Genomic DNA, 19269 nt, shown 5'->3' with positions numbered 1-19269 from the left:
ACACAAAATGAAATAATTATTCAATAAAAATAAAATAAAACATTGAATATTAATAAAAATCATAGTATAATTATTCGTATAAAATTCAAAGGTTGGTGGAGTTCATGATAAATGTAGAAGAAGTTGTTTCATTGGATATAGATCCTTTACCATATATGAAAAAGTTTATAGGTAAAACTTTTGTAATAAAATATGGTGGAAGTATTATGAAAAATGAAAGTGCGGTAAAAGCATTTATGGAAGATATAGTTTATATGAAACGTTTAGGAATAAATATAGTTATTGTGCATGGTGGGGGTCCTGAAATATCAAAATGGATCAATGTGATAGGAATGGAAACTAAGTTCATAAATGGCCTTAGGGTTACTGATGAAAAAGTTATGGATGTAGTGGAAATGGTATTGTCTGGACATGTAAATAAAGATATATCAGCTAGTTTGAGTAAATATGGAATTAGTGCTATAGGATTAAGTGGAAGAGATAGTAATTTAATAAAGGCAAAAAAGAAATATTTATATAATAATGGTAAAAAAATAGATATAGGTTTTGTAGGAGAAGTTGTAAATATAAATAAAAATTTTTTAAGTAATATAATTGAAAAAGGAAGAGTGCCTGTTATAGCACCTATTGGATGTGATTCTTATGGAAATAAATATAATATAAATGCAGATTATGCAGCTTCAGCTATAAGTTCAGCGTTAAAAGCAGAAAAATTTGTTATACTTACAGATGTGGAAGGTGTTTATACAGATATAAATGATAAAAATTCTCTTTTAAGTGATATATCAACTGAAGAAATAAAGAGATATATAGATGAAGGTGCTATAAATGGAGGTATGATTCCTAAAATGGAATGTTGTGTAGAGGCAATTGAAAAAGGTACAAAAAGTATTCATCTTGTAGATGGTAGAAAAAATCATGGATTGATTTTGGATATAATATCAGGAAAAGGAACTAAAATTACATTAAAGGGAGGAATAAATCAATGTCAGAAAGTAATATAATGAATACCTATGGTAGATTTGGTGTGAGTTTTGAAAAAGGAATTGGATGCAAGTTATATGATAATAATGGAATAGAATATATAGATTTTGTTTCAGGAGTAGCTGTAAATTGTCTTGGACATAGTCATCCAAGCATAATAAAAGCAATTGAAGAGCAAAGTAGAAAAGTAATGCATATATCTAATTATTATTGGAATAGTAAAGGAATAGAACTTGCAGAAAAATTATGCTCTTTAAGTAAGCATGATTCAGTTTTCTTTTGCAACAGTGGTACCGAAGCTATGGAAGTAGGAGTAAAGGTTGCTAGAAAATATGGTAAAGTTCATGGTGGAGAAAATAAAAATGTAATCATATATATGAAAGATTCTTTTCATGGAAGAACTATGGGTGCACTATCCGTAACAGGACAAGAAAAATATCAAAAGGATTTTAAACCTTTAATTGGTGGAACAAAAAGTGTAAAATTTAACGATATAAAAGATTTAGAAGATAAAATTGATGAGAATGTTTGTGGTGTTATAATTGAACCAATTCAAGGTGAAGGTGGAATAAACGTAGCATCAATTGATTATCTTAAAGCTGTAAAGAAGCTATGTGAAGAGAATAATGCATTACTTGTGTTTGATGAAGTACAATGTGGAATAGGAAGACTTGGAACTTTATTTGCATATGAAAAATTTGGAGTTGTTCCAGATGTTGTGTGTATGGCTAAAGCTCTTGGAGGTGGATTTCCTATAGGAGCTGCAATGGTTAATAAAAAAGCATCTGTGCTTGAAAGGGGAGATCATGGTAGTACATTTGGCGGAAATCCTCTAGCAGCGGCAGTTAGTTTGGCTGTTTTAAAAGAACTAGTAGATGGAGGAGTAATAAGCAAAGTAGATGAAAAAAGCAGTTATATAAGATCTAAATTAGGAATTCTTAAAGAAAAGTATTCTATAATAGAGGAAATAAGAGGAATAGGCCTTTTAATTGGAATAAAGTTAAATGTTGATGTAAAAGAATTTAGTAAAAGATGCTTTGAAAATAATTTATTAGCTGTTACAGCAGGGAAAGATGTTATAAGATTACTTCCACCACTTAATATAGAAAATCAGGATATAGATAAGGCTGTAGAAATTTTGGAGAAGGTTTTAAAAACTTATAATTAACACTTAAAAATTTTTAGAATGCATGAAGAGTATTTTGACTTTTCATGCATTTTTATTACATTGATATTTAGAAAATTTATTGATATCATAATTGTAAGTATCATATAAATTAAAAAAATTATAGAAAATGAGTTCAAAACAAAAAACATTATGGTTTTGAGGTGATTTGATGAAAAATGATGTAGAATATGGAAAAGATTATTGGAGTGAATTTACTAAAAATGAAAAATGTAATGAAAAACTAAATCCTATAGTGAAAGAGTCTTGGATAAGATGTAAAAAAAGCGGAATAGATTACATAAATGGAAATATTATAAAAGCCTCAAAGAGTGAACTGAATTTAAAATTAGAAAAAAATAAAGAACTTATAACTGTTTCAAGGCCTATAATGGAGAATTTATATAATATAGTTGAAGGTTCTGGGTTTGTAATAATATTAACAGATAGAGACGGATATATTATCGATTTGATAGGTGATGAAGAACTTATTAAAATTGAAAATTCAAATTTTGTAGTTGGAACTTCTTGGGCAGAAGAATCTATAGGAACAAATGCTATAGGAACAGCACTTTATCTTGATAAACCTGTGCAAGTAATAGGTGCAGAGCATTACTATGAAAAAAATCATTTTTATACATGTTCTGCAGCTCCTATACATAATGAAGATGGATATATAATAGGCAGTATAAATATGTCTGGAAACTATTCAAAAGCCCATTCACATACTACAGCTATTGTAGTATCTGGAGCCTACTCTATAGAAAATCAGCTTACACTAATAAAATCAAATAGAGTTTTAAACGTAATCTTTGATTCAATGTCTGAAGGTATGTTACTTTTAGATGAAAATTTAAAGATAAAAAGTACAAATAAGATGGCTTCAAAAATATTAGGTATTTCTACGGAGGAAATACTTAAAACTAGTATAAATACCTTACTAAAAAATATAGATTTTATAAAAAATGCATTAAATGTGGATAGAAATTATCATAATTTAGATTACAATTTTTATGTGAAAAGTAGAAGAATAAAATGCAGTATCAATGCATTTCCTGTTATTATAAATGAAAAAGTGAAAGGTACTGTAATAACTTTTAATAGTGAAGGGTATATGCATAAGGTGGCAAGCACTATAGCTGGATTTAGTGCATCTTACAAATTTGAAGATATAATAACTAAAAGTGAAGATATGAAAAAAACTATAGAATTTGCTAAAAGAGCTGCTTTAACCAGTTGTAACGTACTAGTAGAGGGACCAAGTGGGACTGGAAAAGAACTTTTTGCACAATCAATGCACAATTATAGTGATAGGAGTGGTGGACCTTTTGTAGCTGTTAATTGTGCTTCTTTACCAAAAGAACTTATGGAAAGTGAACTTTTCGGATATGAAAAAGGTGCATTTACAGGGGCAACTAAAGAGGGGCATCCAGGAAAATTTGAATTAGCTAATGAAGGAACTATATTTTTGGATGAAATTGGAGAACTGCCTTTAGATATGCAATCTAAGCTTTTAAGGGTACTTGATAACAATAAAATTACCAGATTAGGTGGAACCTATGAAAAAATATTAAATGTAAGGGTCATAGCAGCTACTAATAGAAATTTGCAGCAGGAAATAAAAAATAAGAATTTTAGAGAAGATTTGTATTATAGATTAAACGTGATGAATATTAAAACTATAGCTTTGAATGAAAGAGTAGAAGATATAGAAACTTTAGCAAAATATTTTGTTTATAGATTGAATTTAAAGAATTCTAATAATGCTAAAACTTTAAGTGAGGGATATTTGAATTGTATAAAAAAGTATAGTTGGCCAGGAAATGTTAGAGAACTTAGAAATGTTGTTGAACGTTCTTATTATTTATGTGAATTAGATAACATAAATGAAGAGTTTTTATATGACTATATTGTTAAAACAGAAACTACAATTACACAAAATCAAAAAGGAATTATGTATATGGAGGAAATGGAAGCAGAAAATATAAGAAATGCTATAAATCAGTCAAATGGCGATTTGATAAAAGCAGCACGTATACTTAATATAAGTAGAGCTACTATATATAGAAAAGTTAAAAAGTATTCTATAAAATGATTTGTAAAGATATTCCTCTCAAATTGTGAAAAATATAACCTAAATCTCAAAATTGAGACAATAAAAATCTCAATTTTGAGATTTTACTTTGTTAAAACATTATAAAATGATGTTTTTATAATTGGCATGAGTTTTGCTAATAATATTAGTGAAAATAAACTTAATAATATTAAAATTTTAATAACTATAGTTTAGGAGGAATAAATATGTCAAGATTTACACTACCAAGAGATATCTATTTTGGAGAAAATACTTTAGAAACTTTAAAAACTTTAAAAGGTAAAAAAGCTGTAATTGTTGTTGGAGGAGGATCAATGAAAAAATTTGGCTTCCTTCAAAAAGTTGAAGAATATCTAAAAGAAGCAGGAATGGAAATAAAATTAATAGAAGGTGTTGAACCAGATCCATCAGTTGAAACAGTTATGAAGGGTGCAGAAACTATGAGGGAATTTGAGCCTGATTGGATAGTTTCCATAGGTGGAGGATCACCAATAGATGCAGCTAAAGCTATGTGGATATTTTATGAATATCCAGAATTTACTTTTGAGCAAGCTGTTGTTCCTTTTGGAATACCAGATTTAAGACAAAAAGCTAAATTTGTTGCTATACCATCTACAAGTGGAACAGCTACAGAAGTTACTGCTTTTTCAGTCATAACTGATTATAAAGCTAAGATAAAATATCCTTTGGCTGATTTTAACTTAACACCTGATGTAGCTATTATAGATCCAGCTCTTGCTCAAACAATGCCTGCAAAATTAACAGCTCATACAGGTATGGATGCTTTAACTCATGCAATAGAAGCCTATGTAGCAGGATTAAGATCATATTTCTCAGATCCTCTTGCAATGCAATCAATAGTTATGGTAAAAGATAATTTAATAAAATCCTATGAAGGAGATAAAGAAGCAAGAGATGAAATGCATATAGCACAATGCTTAGCAGGAATGGCATTCTCAAATGCACTACTTGGAATTACTCATAGTATGGCACACAAGACAGGAGCTGTATTCCACATTCCTCATGGTTGTGCAAATGCTATATTCCTTCCTTATGTAATAGATTTTAATAAGAAAACATGTAAAGATAGATATGCAACTATAGCTAAAACTTTAGGTTTAGCAGGAAATACTGACGATGAATTAGTGGATTCATTAACTTCTATGATACAAGAAATGAATAAAAAAATGGATATACCATTAACATTAAAGGAATATGGAGTAACAGAAGAAGATCTTAATGCAAACTTAGATTTTATAGCACATAATGCAATATTAGATGCATGTACTGGATCGAATCCAAGACCTATAACTGAAGAAGAAATGAAAAAGTTATTCAAATGCACATTTACTGGAGAAAAAGTTAATTTTTAATTACTAGTGTAGCAAAAATTAAGTATATCTATAGTATGTAATAAATTAAATCTCAAAAATGAAATAATCTTATTGCATTTTTGGGATTTTTTTAATAGAATTTATTAAAGAGTGATGTTTTTTTATTTTACTAATGCAAAATTCAAATATGGGGGTAGGAAATGTATAAAATTGTTGAAAGAAAAGAATTAGCACCAAGTATTTTTCTAATGGAAATAGAAGCACCAAGAGTTGCAAAATCAGCTAAACCAGGACAATTTATAATAATCAGAATTGATGAAAAGGGAGAAAGAATTCCACTTACTATTGCTGACTATGATGAAGCAAAAGGAACAGTGACTATAGTAATTCAAGCATTAGGAGCTTCAACTAACAAATTATACAATATGAAAGCTGGAGAATATTTAGCAGACTTTGTAGGTCCGCTAGGACAACCATCAGAATTTGTGCATGAAGATTTAGACGCTTTAAAGAAAAAGAGAATTATGTTTGTAGCTGGTGGAGTAGGAGCTGCACCAGTATATCCACAGGTTAAGTGGTTAAGAGAAAAAGGTGTAAATGTAGATGTAATTATTGGAGGAAAGACAAAAGATCATTTACTTTATGTAAAAGAAATGGAATCCATCGGAGCTGATGTACATATTTGTACAGATGATGGATCAGCAGGTTATAAAGGACTTGTAACAAATCTTTTAAAAGAACTTATAGATGCAGGAAATAAGTTTGATGAAGTTGTTGCCATAGGACCAATGATTATGATGAAATTTGTGGCTAAGCTTACAGCTGAATATGGCATTAAAACTATAGTAAGTTTAAATATGTTAATGGTAGATGGTACAGGTATGTGCGGAGCTTGCAGAGTTAGTGTAGGAGATGAAGTAAAGTTCACTTGTGTAGATGGACCAGAATTTGATGGACATTTAGTTAATTTTGACGAAGCTATGAGAAGACAAACTCTTTATAAGAGTGAAGAAGGTAGAAAACTCATTGCTAAGGAGAAAGAAGAAGGACATACTTGCAGCTGTAGAGGAGGCAACAACTAATGAGTAATGATAGAATGAAAAAAGTACCAGTAAGAGAACAAGAACCAAAAGTGAGAGCTGCAAATTTCGAAGAAGTTTGTTTAGGATATAATAAAGAAGAAGCTGTACAAGAAGCTCAAAGATGTTTAAATTGTAAAAAGCCTATGTGCGTGTCACAATGTCCAGTATCAATAAATATACCTGGATTTATAGAACATGTTAAAAAAGGAGAACTTGAAGAAGCAGCTAAAGTTATAGCACAGTCTAGTGCACTTCCTGCAGTCTGTGGAAGAGTATGTCCTCAAGAAAGCCAATGTGAAGGAAAATGTGTGCTTGGAATAAAGGGAGAAGCAGTATCTATAGGAAAGCTTGAAAGATTCGTGGCTGATTTTTCAAGAGAAAACAATATAGATTTATCAGAAAAACAACCTAGTACAGGTAAAAAGGTTGCAGTTATAGGAAGTGGTCCAGCAGGACTTACTTGTGCAGGAGATTTAGCAAAACTAGGTCATGATGTAACTATATTTGAAGCTTTACATGAAGCAGGTGGAGTTTTAGTTTATGGAATTCCAGAATTTAGACTTCCAAAGGAAACTGTAGTTAAACATGAAGTAGAAAATGTTAAAAAACTAGGCGTTAAGATAGAAACTAATGTAATTATAGGAAGAACTGTAACTATAGATGAACTTGTAAATGAAGAAGGTTTTGATGCTGTGTTTATAGGTTCAGGAGCAGGATTACCAAAGTTTATGGGAATACCAGGAGAAAATTTCAATGGAGTATTTTCAGCAAATGAATTTTTAACAAGAAATAACTTAATGAAAGCATTTAAGGAAGAATATGAAACACCTATAAAAGCAGGCAAAAAAGTTGCTGTAGTAGGTGGAGGAAATGTTGCTATGGATGCTGCAAGAACAGCTTTAAGATTAGGAGCAGAAGTACACATAGTTTACAGAAGATCAGAATCAGAACTTCCAGCTAGAGTAGAAGAAGTACATCATGCAAAAGAAGAAGGTATAATTTTTGACCTTCTTACAAATCCAGTGGAAATTGTAGGAGATGAAAAGGGCTGGGTTAAAGGAATGAAATGTGTAAAAATGGAACTTGGAGAACCAGATGCATCAGGCAGAAGAAAACCTGTAGAAATTCCAGGTTCAGAGTTTGTAATGGATATAGATACTGTGATAATGTCTCTTGGAACATCACCAAATCCATTAATATCTTCAACTACTAAAGGATTAGAAATTAATAAGAGAAAGTGCATAGTAGCAGAAGAGGAAACTGGTTTAACTTCTAGAGAAGGGGTATATGCTGGTGGAGATGCTGTAACAGGAGCTGCAACAGTAATACTTGCTATGGGAGCTGGAAAGAAAGCTGCTAATGCTATTCATGAATATCTAAGTAAATAGAAATTTAAAAAATTTAAATCTCATATATTTTTATATGAGATTTAATTTTTTTTTGCAAATTAAAAAAATATTATGTATAATAATAATATACTTAAAGATAAAAATTACTTTTGTGTAGATATTATGGTTTAATTACAATAAATTGTATTAAAGGGAGAATGTTTAAACATGATAAAATTATCTATTTTTGAATTTTTTTGTAGAGGTATTCCAGAAGCGTTTGTTTTTGTCCTTGCAAGTTTATTATTTACAAAAAAGATAATTGATAAAAAAAAGTTGATTATATCAAGCATTCTTTATGCGATAATTATTTATTTGGTAAGACTTCTTCCAATTCATTTGGGAGTTCATAGTATTATTCTTACTATAATTTATCCTATAATATCTGTTTTTATAAATAAGATAAACATTAATCAATCAATATTTTGTACATTGATTGAATTTGCAATATTATCAATTTGTGAACTGACAAATTTATTTGCACTAAGTTGGCTAAATGTTGATATAAAAATAATATCGCTAAATCCAGTAAAGAAAGTTTTATATTTTTTACCTTCATTAATATTATTTAGTGGTATAGTAGCATTATTTTACATAACATCATGTAAAAAGCATAGAGTGGCTTATTTAAGTGTGCAGAAATGATTATATTTTATATTATTTAACCAAGAAGATTTTTATATATTTTATTATAATTACAAGTTATAGTCACAAAATAAATTATATGTTATTATCTACATTAATTAAAAATTATTTTTAATTAATGTAGATAATAGTAATTTTTTAATTATAATATGACCGTATTGTTCCTTTTATGTACAAATAATGTTATAATTATTATAAATTCTATATAAGGAAGGATTAATAATATTATGATACAATTAACTTTATTGGAATTTTTCTTAAGAACTATTCCTGAATCGATTTTGCTAATATTTTTTACTTATTTGTTTTCTGGGAAAAAAATTAATAAAAAATATTATTTCGTATCAACTATAATTTTTGCAATAATTGCTTATTTAGTAAGAAAACTTCCAATTTATTTTGGAGTTCATACTATTATCAGCATATTGATATATATTATAGTAAATGTTTTAATAAACAAAATACCTATTGATGAATCTATATCTTCTATATTAAGTGGAATAATATTATTATCAGTTTGTGAATGGATAAATTTATTTGTATTAAATGATTGTTTAAAAATAAATATACAAGTGATGATGAATCATCCAATGATGAAAATTTTATATATGATGCCTTCTCTAATATTATTTATATGTTTAGTTTGGTTACTATACTTATTTGTATTTAAAAATAAAAGAGAGGATTCTAAAAATGTTTTTAATTGAGAGTTTATCAAATAGAATAGGATGTAAGATTGCTAAAAGTTTAAAATTGGACAAGGATCATGAAGAAATTATGGCGTATGGAGCTTTTAATTTGTTACAGATTTTGTGGTCAATTTTATGGATTGTATTATTTGGAATTGTTTTTAATATGTTAATAGAAGTATTTATTGTATTTTTTACTATTAATATATTAAGAAAATATTCTGGTGGAGTTCATGCTAGTTCTCCAGGTACATGTACTATTATTGGAACAACTGTATGTGTAAGCCTTGCTTTAATTATTCATAGATTATATTGGAAATTTAATGTATATGAGATATTTTTTTTATCAGTAATAAGTTTAATATTCTCATATAGTATAGTTTACAAATTTGCTCCTGTAGATAGTATTGCTAAACCAATTGTTAAGATGGAAACTAAAGAACGTTTTAAAAGAAAATCTATATTAATACTTAATATTTTAACTATGATCATATTTGTAATATTAGTTTTTTACTTTAAATATAGTGATGTATTTTTATTGAATAGTATTATGTGCATATGTGTAGGTGCTGTCTGGCAGTCATTTACACTCACAAATGAAGGAAATAAAATATTAACTAAAATAGATAATATTTTAAAAAATTTTATAAGGAAGTGAACGTATGAAAAAAATTTTAAAAAAGGCTGCTGTAAATTTAAGTGCTAAAGTTCTTAAATCTTTTGCAATTTCTACATCGGCATCAGCATGTTCAGTAAGTTTTTACCAACCTAAAGAGCCAAAATGTCTTAGGGAAAAATAATATTTAAAAATATAAGGATCAAGTTTTTTGATCCTTATATTTTTAGAATGTAATAATAAAATGTATGGAAGTGAAAATTATGAATAGTATTGATAGGAATAGAAAACAAAAAATATATAATATCGTGTCTATTGTAAAATTAGTTTCATTATGTTTTTGTGCAATTGTATTTTATAATGAATTTTTTATAGGGAACAAAAATATTAGTAATGAAAATAATAATTGTTTTTACATTGTTGAATTAGGTTTCTCGATTTGCTTAATGTTTTTAATTTATTGGGGTTGGTCATTTTTTTCTATAAAGATATTTAAGCTTAAGTATCTGAAAATAGTACAAATGATAGAGAACATAGTATTTATTATAATATTTTCATTTTCTATTTTCTTATCCAATAGTTATACAAGTCAATATAAATTTTTATTTCTATTTTTAATTATAACATCAACTCTACAATCTGGTATGAATTATGGAATGAGCATAGCTTTAATTTCATCTGCAATAATATTGATAATGGATTTAGTTTATGGACCTTCTAATGGAGTTAATTTATATTTTGAAAATGATTTAATTTTAGTTGGAGTTTTTATTTTGACAGCTTGGCCATTAGGACATTATGTTAAAATTGAAAGGGAAAATTTAAAACAAAAAGATATGCAGCTTAAAACATTGAACAGTAAATTAAGTAAACAGGAAAAACATCGTAAGTATGTGGAAAAAATGCTTTTAAATAATGAAGCTTGTTACAATTTACTTATTGAAAATTCAAGAGATGCAATTTTTGTTCATCGTGATGATAAAGTAATATTTACAAATGAGAGTGCTGTAAAATTAGTTGGATTTACAAGAACAGAGGATTTAAATGAAAAATCTATTTTTGATTTTATTACGGATGATGAAAAAAATAATGTGAAAAATAAATTCAAACAAATATATGATAAAGAAATAACTAGATTAGTTTTTGAAGAGAAGGTAATGAAAAGTAATGGAGATATAATTATTGTGAAAAATACTTCTACATATTTTATATATGAAGGAAAACAAACAATATTGAGTATTTTAAGTGACATAACTTCAGAAAAGCAGGTAGAAAAGCTTGAAAAAGATGTAGAGGAAAATATAAAATTATTAAATGAAACTCGTGAATTCAATAAAATGATAACGGAATTTTTTTCAAATATATCACATGAATTGAAAACTCCTTTAAATGTTATATTTTCTGCAGTACAAGTATTAAATTTATATATTAATAAAAATGAAGGAGAAAATATAGAAAAACAGCATAAGTATCTTAAGGTGGTAAAACAAAATTGTTATAGGCTTTTAAAGCTGATTAATAATTTATTAGATATAACTAGGGTGGATTCAGGTTTTCTGAAACTTCATGCTGGGAGGTATAACATAGTTAGTGTTGTTGAAGATATTACTTTATCTGTTGTATCATATGTGGAAAGCAAAGGAATAAATCTTATATTTGATACTGATGTGGAAGAAAAAGTAATGAATTTTGATGCAGATAAAATTGAAAGAATCATTCTTAATTTATTATCCAATTCCATCAAATTTACTAATTCTGGAGGAAAAATATATGTAAATATGAATGATCTAGGAAACAGTATTATTATTTCTGTAAAGGATACAGGTGTTGGTATACCTGAAGATAAGCTGAAAATGATTTTTGAAAGATTTGGACAAGTTGATAAAACTCTAAGGAGAAACAGTGAAGGAACGGGTATAGGATTATGTCTTGTTAAGTCGTTTGTAGAAATGCACGGTGGAACAATTGAAGTTAAAAGTAAATTAGGAGAAGGAAGTGAATTTATTATTAGACTTCCGGAAATAATTACAGAACAAGAACCCAGTGAAGAAAATTCTATATATGAGACTAACATAGAAAGAATTAATATTGAATTTTCAGATATATATTCTCAATCTACATAAAATACTTTCAAATTTTTATAGAAAATGCATAAATTCAATCCTTGAGTGAAAAATAAATATAAACTCAAGGAGATGATTTGATTGAAAAAGTTATTGTATATTACTGCTAGTACAAAACCAGAAGAAATGTCTACTAGTAAGACCGTAGGTAGGGAATTTGTTGATCGATTTATAGAACAATATTCAGAGTACCAATTAATGGAGCTTGATATTTATAATGAATATATTCCTGAGATGAATTATAAATATTTTAAGTGTAGGGCAGAATTGGTTTCAGGTCAGGAATATGAAGCATTGTCACAAGATGACAAATTAGCGGTAGATAGAATAAATGAATTATGTGATCAATTCTTAAGTGCAGATGTTTATGTAATTGCGGCGCCTATGTGGAGTGTGATGTTTCCAGCCAAGTTAAAGACCTATATTGATTGTATTATACTTAACAATAAAGTTATTAGTGTAACTCCTGATAAGGTTAAGGGTTTACTTGATGATAGGGAGAGAAAAATGGTGTATATACAATCTTCAGGAGGGGTATATCCTAAAATTTTTTCAGGTAAAATTAATCATGGAGTAAATTACATTCATGATACATTTAAGTTCTTAGGAATAAGTAGGTTTGATAAAATCATGGTTGAAGGGGTTGACATGCCATCAATTGGAAGAGAAGCAGCAATAGAAAAAGCTTTTGAAGAAATGGATGATATAATATCTAATATGCAATAGAAGTACATAAATTATTAAGTATGATAAGTAACTTACATAAAGAATCACTTGATAAGGCAGTTAATTAATTCTAAAATAAGGAATTACTAATGAATATAATATTTATTAGTAATTCCTTATTTTTAATGATTATTTAAAGTGCTATTATAAGTTTTTATAAAATTTAAGTTTTTAGATATCTGCATTAAATTTATTTTACTATTAAATCAAGAGCTTGTTTTAGATCACTTATTATGTCTTCTGCATCTTCTAGACCAACGGATAATCTTACAAGACCATCGCTTATTCCAGCAGCATGTCTTTCTTCTGCTGAATATGGTGAGTGAGTCATGGAAGCAGGATGTTCAATAAGAGTTTCAGAATCTCCTAAGCTTACAGCAAGAGTTGCTAGCTTTAAACTATTCATAACTAGAGCACCTTCTGCTACACCGCCTTTTAATTCAAAGGAAATCATAGCACCTGGAAGTTTCATTTGAGATTTAGCAAGATCATTATATTCGAAACTTTCAAGACCAGGATAATATACTTTTGAAATAGCAGGATGTGCTTCTAAGAATTTAGCAACCTTTACAGCATTTTCGCAATGTCTTTCCATTCTTATAGGTAAAGTTTTCATGCCTCTTATAATAAGGTATGCATTAAAAGGACTAAGTACTGCACCAGTCATATCTTTTAATCCAAAAAGTTTAACTTGATCTATAAATTCTTTTTTACCAACTGCGAATCCAGCGATAACATCTCCATGTCCATTTAAGTATTTAGTTGCAGAATGAACAACTACGTCAGCACCTAATTCTAAAGGTCTTTGTATATAAGGAGTACAGAATGTATTATCTACAAATACAAGGCAATCCTTATTATTTTCATGAGCTACAGTAGATATTTTTTTGATATCATTAATTTTTAATGTTGGGTTTGCTGGAGTTTCAAGATAAACAACTTTTGTATTTGGTTTTAATGCTTTTTTTATGTCTTCAATGTTTGTTGCATCAACAAATGTTACATCAACGCCAAATCTTGTAAGACCATGATTTAAAAGAGCGAAAGTGCATCCATATAAAGTATCTGATGCAACCACATGATCACCAGCTTTAAGTGCAGTCCAAAGTGCAGCAGAAATTGCGCCCATACCAGATGCAGTAGATACAGCAGCCTCAGCACCTTCTAATAAAGCTAATTTATCTTCAACTTCTGAACAAGTTGGATTTCCAAGTCTAGAATATATATAACCGTTTTCTTCACCGGCAAATCTTTTTCCTCCTTGTTCAGCTGAATCAAATATAAAAGTTGATGTTTGATATATTGGAGTAGCTAAAGATCCAAATTGTTTATCACCAACATGACCACCATGTATTGCTAATGTGTTAAATCCCATTTTTTTAATATCTTTCATAAGAATTTTAACCTCCCTAAATGTTTTTATTTACAATAATTATAAAAGCAAATTCTGTGCCAATATCAAAGAAAGGGAGTTAGCAGTATTGTGTAAATGTTTTCAACCACTTTTTATTAGAAAGTGTAAAATTTTATTTACACTTGTAAAAAAATATTTACAGTTTTAAAAATTTATATAAAAATATATGGAATATTTAATGAAAATCTATTTTGTACTTATTCAATTTATTTATTATAGTAGTATGAGATACTCCAAGAGCTTTGGCAGCTTTTCTGCAACTTTTATATTTTTTTATAGCTGAAATAAGAGCTTTTTTTTCAGCATCTTCAACTACATCTTTTAATTTAAAATTAAAATTGAATTCATAGTCATCTGATGGTATTTTATGATTCGAATTTTTTTCGAAGTCCATAATTAAGTTTTCTTCTTTGAGAAGACTTCCGTGACATAGATTCATAGCTCTTTCTACAACATTTTTTAATTCTCGTATATTACCAGGCCAATTAGAATTTACAAGCTTTTCTATAAAGGCCATTTCAGCACCTTTTATATTTTTACCCATTTGCTTATTCAAGTTTTTTATAAAAAAATTAACTAACATAGGTATATCTTCAATCCTATCCTTAAGGCAAGGGATATATATAGGTATTACATTAAGTCTATAATATAAATCCTCTCTAAAAGTATTTTTACTAATCATATCTTCCAAATTTCTATTAGTTGCTGCAATTATTCTTACATCTATTTTTTGTTCTATACTACTACCTATTTTTCTTATGGTACCTTCTTGTAAAACCCTTAAAAGCTTTGCTTGAAGAGAAAGTGATAATTCACCAATTTCATCCAGAAATAAAGTACCATTATGTGCTGCTTTGAATAAACCGTCCTTACCTTTTTCAATAGCTCCAGTAAAACTACCTTTTTCATATCCAAAAAGTTCACTTTCTATAAGATTATCAGGAAGAGCTGCACAATTTATAGCAAGAAAGTTTTTATTAGATCTTGAACTTAATTTATGTATAGCCTTTGCAAACAGTTCTTTTCCTGTGCCGCTTTCACCACGAAGAAGTATAGTAGAATTACCATTTGCAACAGCCATGCATATTTTTCTTATATTTATCATGGAAGCACTATTTCCTATAATATCTTTAAAAGCTAAGTCTTCTTTGGAGATAATAACATTTGTCATTTCTATAGCTTCATTAATGTCTTTTAGAGATGCAACTGCAGCTAAAGTTTGTCCATTGTCATCCTTTACAGAGCGTCCTGAAGTAATATAGTGAAAATTACCTTTAGTATTTTTTGTGAATATTTCAATGTTATCATAATCCTTACCAGTTTTTAAAAGATTAATAATAGGTTCATCATAGCCTAAAAGTTGCTTTACATTTTTTCCAACTATACATTCTTTTTTTGTGTGAAATATTTTTTCACAATAATTATTAAAAAGTTCTACTTGTTCATCGTGATTTATGGCTAATATACCATCTTGAACAGCATCAATAATGGCAAGAAGTTTCCTTTCGTTTTTTTCATAAGAAAGTAGCTCAACTTCTTGTACCTTTATGACACCGTCTATCTTAAGTAGTTTTTTTATGATACTTATTTTTTTAGCTAATTCTTGTAAATTTTCAACCTTTATATATACTTTGTTTGGAAAGACTTCTAGTGAATGAATGCTTATGTTATTTTCATAAAGTTTCTTTAAAATATCTAAAACCATTCCAAGTCTATCTTTAGAGATTATTTCGAGCCTTAAATAATTTTTCATAAATATCACTATCCTTTTAATGTAATATAGAATTGCTACTTAAATATTGCTTATTCTATAATTTTACGTTTAAACAAATGGTTAATTCAAGTGGAAGTTAAGTATTATAAGATAATAAAATAGATTATACATGTAGTATTTCAACCTATTCATAAAATGTTTTTAAAATATAAATAGTTGCTTAACTATTATGACACAGTATTGTAACAATTAGCATATATAATAATAATTATACTAAGTTATTAAAACTTGGAGAAAAATAAAAGATAATAAAGTCCCCCTTTATTATATATACAACGTTTGAAAATGGCTATTAGTTTAAGAACTAATGGTTATTTTCATTTAAGAAACAAAATTTAAATGCTATAATATTATTAAATGAAGAAGCTTAAAAAATAAGGGAGATATAAAATGAGAGAATTTAAATTTAAAATTTGGAATGGTTTTACAATTAGTAAACCTTTTTTTATATACGATATGAAAGAACAAGATATAAATGAAAAATGTGAAATATTGCAATATACAGGCCTTAAGAATAAGAATGGTAGAGAAATTTATGAAGGAGATATAATTGCTATAAATAATGAAAAAATTTCATTAAAGCTTCCAGTGAGGTTTGGAAAATATAGTTTTTCAAAGTATATTGGAGAATGTGGAGAACTTAGTGATTCCACTGATTTATATGGATTTTATGTGGAAAATGAATATTTATATATTCAAATGTTAAATGGTAATATAATAATTGTAGGAAATATATATGAAAATTCAGAGTTTATAAAGAAATAATACAATATTTTAACACCAAATTAATAATTACATAAAAATAGTGATTTATAATAGAATTAAAAATATTAATAAATGAGGTGTTAATATGAGTGATAAACTTATGAATATGATTAAAAAGTTGTCTGATGCATCAAAAGTTTCAGAAGAATATATTATACATAATATAAAAAAATCAATTGAAATGGGAATAGCAACAGAGAATGAAATTGAAAAATTGATTAATAAAATAGTTGACTAGTTTAAAATTATAATATTTTTAAATGAACTTAAATTGCTAAAAATTAATATAATATAATAATTATACTTTATAATAAGGGGAATGATTTTAAATGAAAAGTATAACTTATGGTGAAGTTGATTTTAAAAATATGGTTGAATTAATTAAGAACTATGTTAGTGAAAGACCAGAAAAAGAATATAAAATATCTATAGGTACTGATTCACAAAATTTTGATTTAACTAAAGTAGTTATAGTAGTAGCTGTTCATAGGGTGGGAAATGGTGGAATATTTTTTTATGATACTAAAAGAGTAAGCAAAATTACCAATATACGTCAAAAAATTTTTTATGAAACAAATATAAGTATTAATATTGCCACGAAATTTGTGGAACTATTTGAAGATAAATACTTTAAATATGATATATCTATACATGTAGATGCTGGAGATAATGGACCTTCATCTAAGGTTATAGCTGAAATTACATCATGGATAAATTCTTGTGGTTTTAATTGTAAAACAAAGCCATATTCATATGCAGCATCATCCATAGCAAATAGGTATTCTAAATAGTATTGTAAAAAAGGCATTTAAAATGTCTTTTTATTTTTATCTTCAATTTGTAAGTAATTTGGTTAATGTTACAACAGTTTAGTTTGAAATTTTTTGTAAAGAAATTAAGTATTTTTAACGATTTGCAGATTTATTTGCCTAATCAAAGTTTATACTAAATATAAAGCAAAATGTAGCAAAAAATGAAATAAGATGATATTATTTTAATTGAGGGTAAATTATTTAACAAGTTAATAATTATATCCTATATTTAATTAAAATTTATTAAAATCAAAAAGATAAGTCATTAATAGAAAGGGGTATCAAATCATGCAAAACTTCAACTATTCAATTCCTACAAAAGTATTTTTTGGGAAAGGACGAATAAAAGTACTTGGTACTAATATAAAACAATATGGAGCTAAAGTTTTAATTGTTTATGGAGGAGGAAGTATAAAAAGAAATGGTATATATGATAAGATAGTTAATATTTTAAAAGAAGAAAACATTGATTTTTGTGAACTTTCTGGTGTAGAACCAAATCCAAGAATAACAACAGTAAGAAAAGGTATAAAAATATGTAAGGATAATAATATAGATTTTGTACTTGCAGTAGGTGGTGGTAGCTCAATTGATTGTGCTAAAGCTATAGCAGCGGGATATTATTATGAAGGTGATCCATGGGACATTGTAGTTAATCCAAGAAAGATAAAAAAAGTTCTTCCTATTGCATCTATATTAACTCTAGCTGCAACAGGTTCAGAAATGGATGTATTTGCTGTAATCTCAAATACTGAAACTAATGAAAAACTAGGAACATCTCATCCTGATATGGCACCTAAATTTTCCATTTTAGATCCTGAATATACTTTTTCAGTACCTGCCAATCAAACAGCATCTGGAACAGCTGATATAATGAGTCATACTTTTGAATCTTATTTTACTAATACAAGGGAAACATTTATACAAAATAGAATATCAGAAGCCATTCTTAAGACTTGTATAGAATATGGTGTAAAAGCAGTTAAAGATCCTGAAAATTATGAAGCAAGAGCTAACCTAATGTGGGCTTCAAGCTTAGCTATAAATGGATTACTAGCATATGGAAAAACACGTAACTGGGCTGTTCATCCAATGGAGCATGAATTAAGTGCAATATATGATATTACTCATGGAGTAGGACTTGCAATTTTAACACCTCATTGGATGAAGTATGTTTTAGATGAAAATACTGTAGATAACTTTGTTGAATATGGAGTAAATGTTTGGGGAATAGACAAAAATCATGATAAGATGTCAATAGCTAATGAAGCTATTGAGAAAACTAAGGAATACTTTGTTTCTCTAGTATTACCTACAACTTTAAAAGAAGTTGGTATAGGGGAAGATAGATTAGAAGAAATGGCAAAGAAATCTGTAAGTAGAGGAAAGATTGGTGTTATTAAGGCCTTAGATGAAAAAGATGTGCTAAGTATATTTAAAGCAGCACTATAGTTCACATTATACACTAAGTTGATTAACTTTTGCTAATGTTAGTACAGAAGTATACATTAAGCATTTAATTTTGTGAACAATACTTAAATATACGATATGGCTGAATAATAAAAGTGAAGTAAAGCTGTGGTGGTAAGAAATTTACATACAATAAATATATTGTAGTATTTATTCTTAATGCCACAGCTCTATTTTTTAATTAAGA

At 27.7% G+C, this 19269-nt stretch carries 18 protein-coding genes; 16 read left to right on the top strand and 2 right to left on the bottom strand.

Annotation, left to right across the window (positions count from 1 at the left end):
* The first annotated feature begins 104 nt into the window (after positions 1-104).
* The 12 genes from argB to EG57_RS0213900 all read left to right on the top strand — a co-directional run bounded on the left by argB (position 105) and on the right by EG57_RS0213900 (position 12847).
* A complete protein-coding gene (gene argB, locus EG57_RS0213950; RefSeq protein ID WP_032077790.1) occupies positions 105-1004 on the top strand; it encodes an acetylglutamate kinase in 900 nt (299 codons plus the stop codon).
* Positions 986-2152: an aspartate aminotransferase family protein gene (locus EG57_RS0213945; protein ID WP_032077789.1), complete on the top strand. Its 1167-nt coding sequence runs from the start codon at positions 986-988 to the stop codon at positions 2150-2152. Before argB ends, EG57_RS0213945 begins: the two co-directional genes overlap by 19 nt.
* A 169-nt stretch (positions 2153-2321) precedes the next feature.
* A complete protein-coding gene (locus EG57_RS0213940; RefSeq protein ID WP_032077788.1) occupies positions 2322-4244 on the top strand; it encodes a sigma-54-dependent Fis family transcriptional regulator in 1923 nt (640 codons plus the stop codon).
* 206 nt (positions 4245-4450) lie between these two features.
* Positions 4451-5617, top strand: coding sequence for an iron-containing alcohol dehydrogenase (locus tag EG57_RS0213935; RefSeq protein WP_032077787.1), 1167 nt, complete (start codon positions 4451-4453; stop codon positions 5615-5617).
* 161 nt (positions 5618-5778) lie between these two features.
* Positions 5779-6660 (top strand): sulfide/dihydroorotate dehydrogenase-like FAD/NAD-binding protein, encoded by an 882-nt coding sequence (locus tag EG57_RS0213930; RefSeq protein ID WP_032077786.1) that lies wholly within the window; start codon positions 5779-5781, stop codon positions 6658-6660.
* Positions 6660-8048 (top strand): NADPH-dependent glutamate synthase, encoded by a 1389-nt coding sequence (gene gltA, locus EG57_RS0213925; RefSeq protein WP_032077785.1) that lies wholly within the window; start codon positions 6660-6662, stop codon positions 8046-8048. Before EG57_RS0213930 ends, gltA begins: the two co-directional genes overlap by 1 nt.
* Before the next feature lie 168 nt (positions 8049-8216).
* On the top strand, positions 8217-8693 hold the full coding sequence (locus EG57_RS0213920; protein WP_032077784.1) for a hypothetical protein: 477 nt from the start codon (positions 8217-8219) through the stop codon (positions 8691-8693).
* A gap of 227 nt (positions 8694-8920) precedes the next feature.
* On the top strand, positions 8921-9400 hold the full coding sequence (locus EG57_RS0213915) for a hypothetical protein (RefSeq protein ID WP_242859852.1): 480 nt from the start codon (positions 8921-8923) through the stop codon (positions 9398-9400).
* The gene (locus tag EG57_RS0213910; RefSeq protein ID WP_032077783.1) at positions 9387-10040 is read left to right on the top strand and encodes an accessory gene regulator ArgB-like protein; all 654 of its coding nucleotides are present in this window, start codon (positions 9387-9389) and stop codon (positions 10038-10040) included. The genes EG57_RS0213915 and EG57_RS0213910 overlap by 14 nt, the downstream gene beginning before the upstream one ends.
* Positions 10041-10044: 4 nt before the next feature.
* Positions 10045-10182, top strand: coding sequence for a cyclic lactone autoinducer peptide (locus tag EG57_RS25880; RefSeq protein WP_084572234.1), 138 nt, complete (start codon positions 10045-10047; stop codon positions 10180-10182).
* A gap of 64 nt (positions 10183-10246) precedes the next feature.
* Complete coding sequence (locus tag EG57_RS0213905; protein ID WP_032077782.1) at positions 10247-12121, top strand: PAS domain-containing sensor histidine kinase; 1875 nt, start codon at positions 10247-10249, stop codon at positions 12119-12121.
* An 81-nt stretch (positions 12122-12202) separates the two neighbouring features.
* A complete protein-coding gene (locus EG57_RS0213900) occupies positions 12203-12847 on the top strand; it encodes an FMN-dependent NADH-azoreductase (RefSeq protein ID WP_032077781.1) in 645 nt (214 codons plus the stop codon).
* Positions 12848-13037: 190 nt separating this feature from the next.
* Here the strand turns inward: EG57_RS0213900 and megL are convergent, their stop codons facing one another.
* Both megL and EG57_RS0213890 read right to left on the bottom strand, forming a co-directional pair.
* On the bottom strand, positions 13038-14240 hold the full coding sequence (gene megL, locus EG57_RS0213895) for a methionine gamma-lyase (protein ID WP_032077780.1): 1203 nt from the start codon (positions 14238-14240) through the stop codon (positions 13038-13040).
* Between the two features lie 196 nt (positions 14241-14436).
* Complete coding sequence (locus EG57_RS0213890) at positions 14437-16014, bottom strand: sigma 54-interacting transcriptional regulator (protein ID WP_032077779.1); 1578 nt, start codon at positions 16012-16014, stop codon at positions 14437-14439.
* Between the two features lie 411 nt (positions 16015-16425).
* Between EG57_RS0213890 and EG57_RS0213885 the strand changes: the two genes are divergently transcribed.
* The 4 genes from EG57_RS0213885 (at position 16426) to EG57_RS0213875 (ending at position 19064) form a co-directional block, all read left to right on the top strand.
* Complete coding sequence (locus EG57_RS0213885) at positions 16426-16800, top strand: YopX family protein (RefSeq protein ID WP_032077778.1); 375 nt, start codon at positions 16426-16428, stop codon at positions 16798-16800.
* A gap of 85 nt (positions 16801-16885) precedes the next feature.
* Entirely contained in the window at positions 16886-17038 is a 153-nt protein-coding gene (locus EG57_RS26550; protein ID WP_161782714.1) for a hypothetical protein, read from the top strand.
* Positions 17039-17129: 91 nt separating this feature from the next.
* Positions 17130-17591 (top strand): ribonuclease H-like YkuK family protein, encoded by a 462-nt coding sequence (locus EG57_RS0213880; RefSeq protein ID WP_029161230.1) that lies wholly within the window; start codon positions 17130-17132, stop codon positions 17589-17591.
* 309 nt (positions 17592-17900) lie between these two features.
* Positions 17901-19064 carry an iron-containing alcohol dehydrogenase gene (locus EG57_RS0213875; RefSeq protein WP_032077777.1) on the top strand — a complete coding sequence of 388 codons (1164 nt, stop codon included), beginning with the start codon at positions 17901-17903 and terminating at the stop codon, positions 19062-19064.
* Positions 19065-19269 lie beyond the last annotated feature (205 nt).

Source organism: Clostridium drakei, from assembly GCF_000633595.2.
Lineage (GTDB): Bacteria > Bacillota > Clostridia > Clostridiales > Clostridiaceae > Clostridium_AM > Clostridium_AM drakei.
The sequence above is the reverse complement of the archived record's forward strand: the minus strand, read 5'-3'. Positions and strand labels throughout refer to the sequence as shown.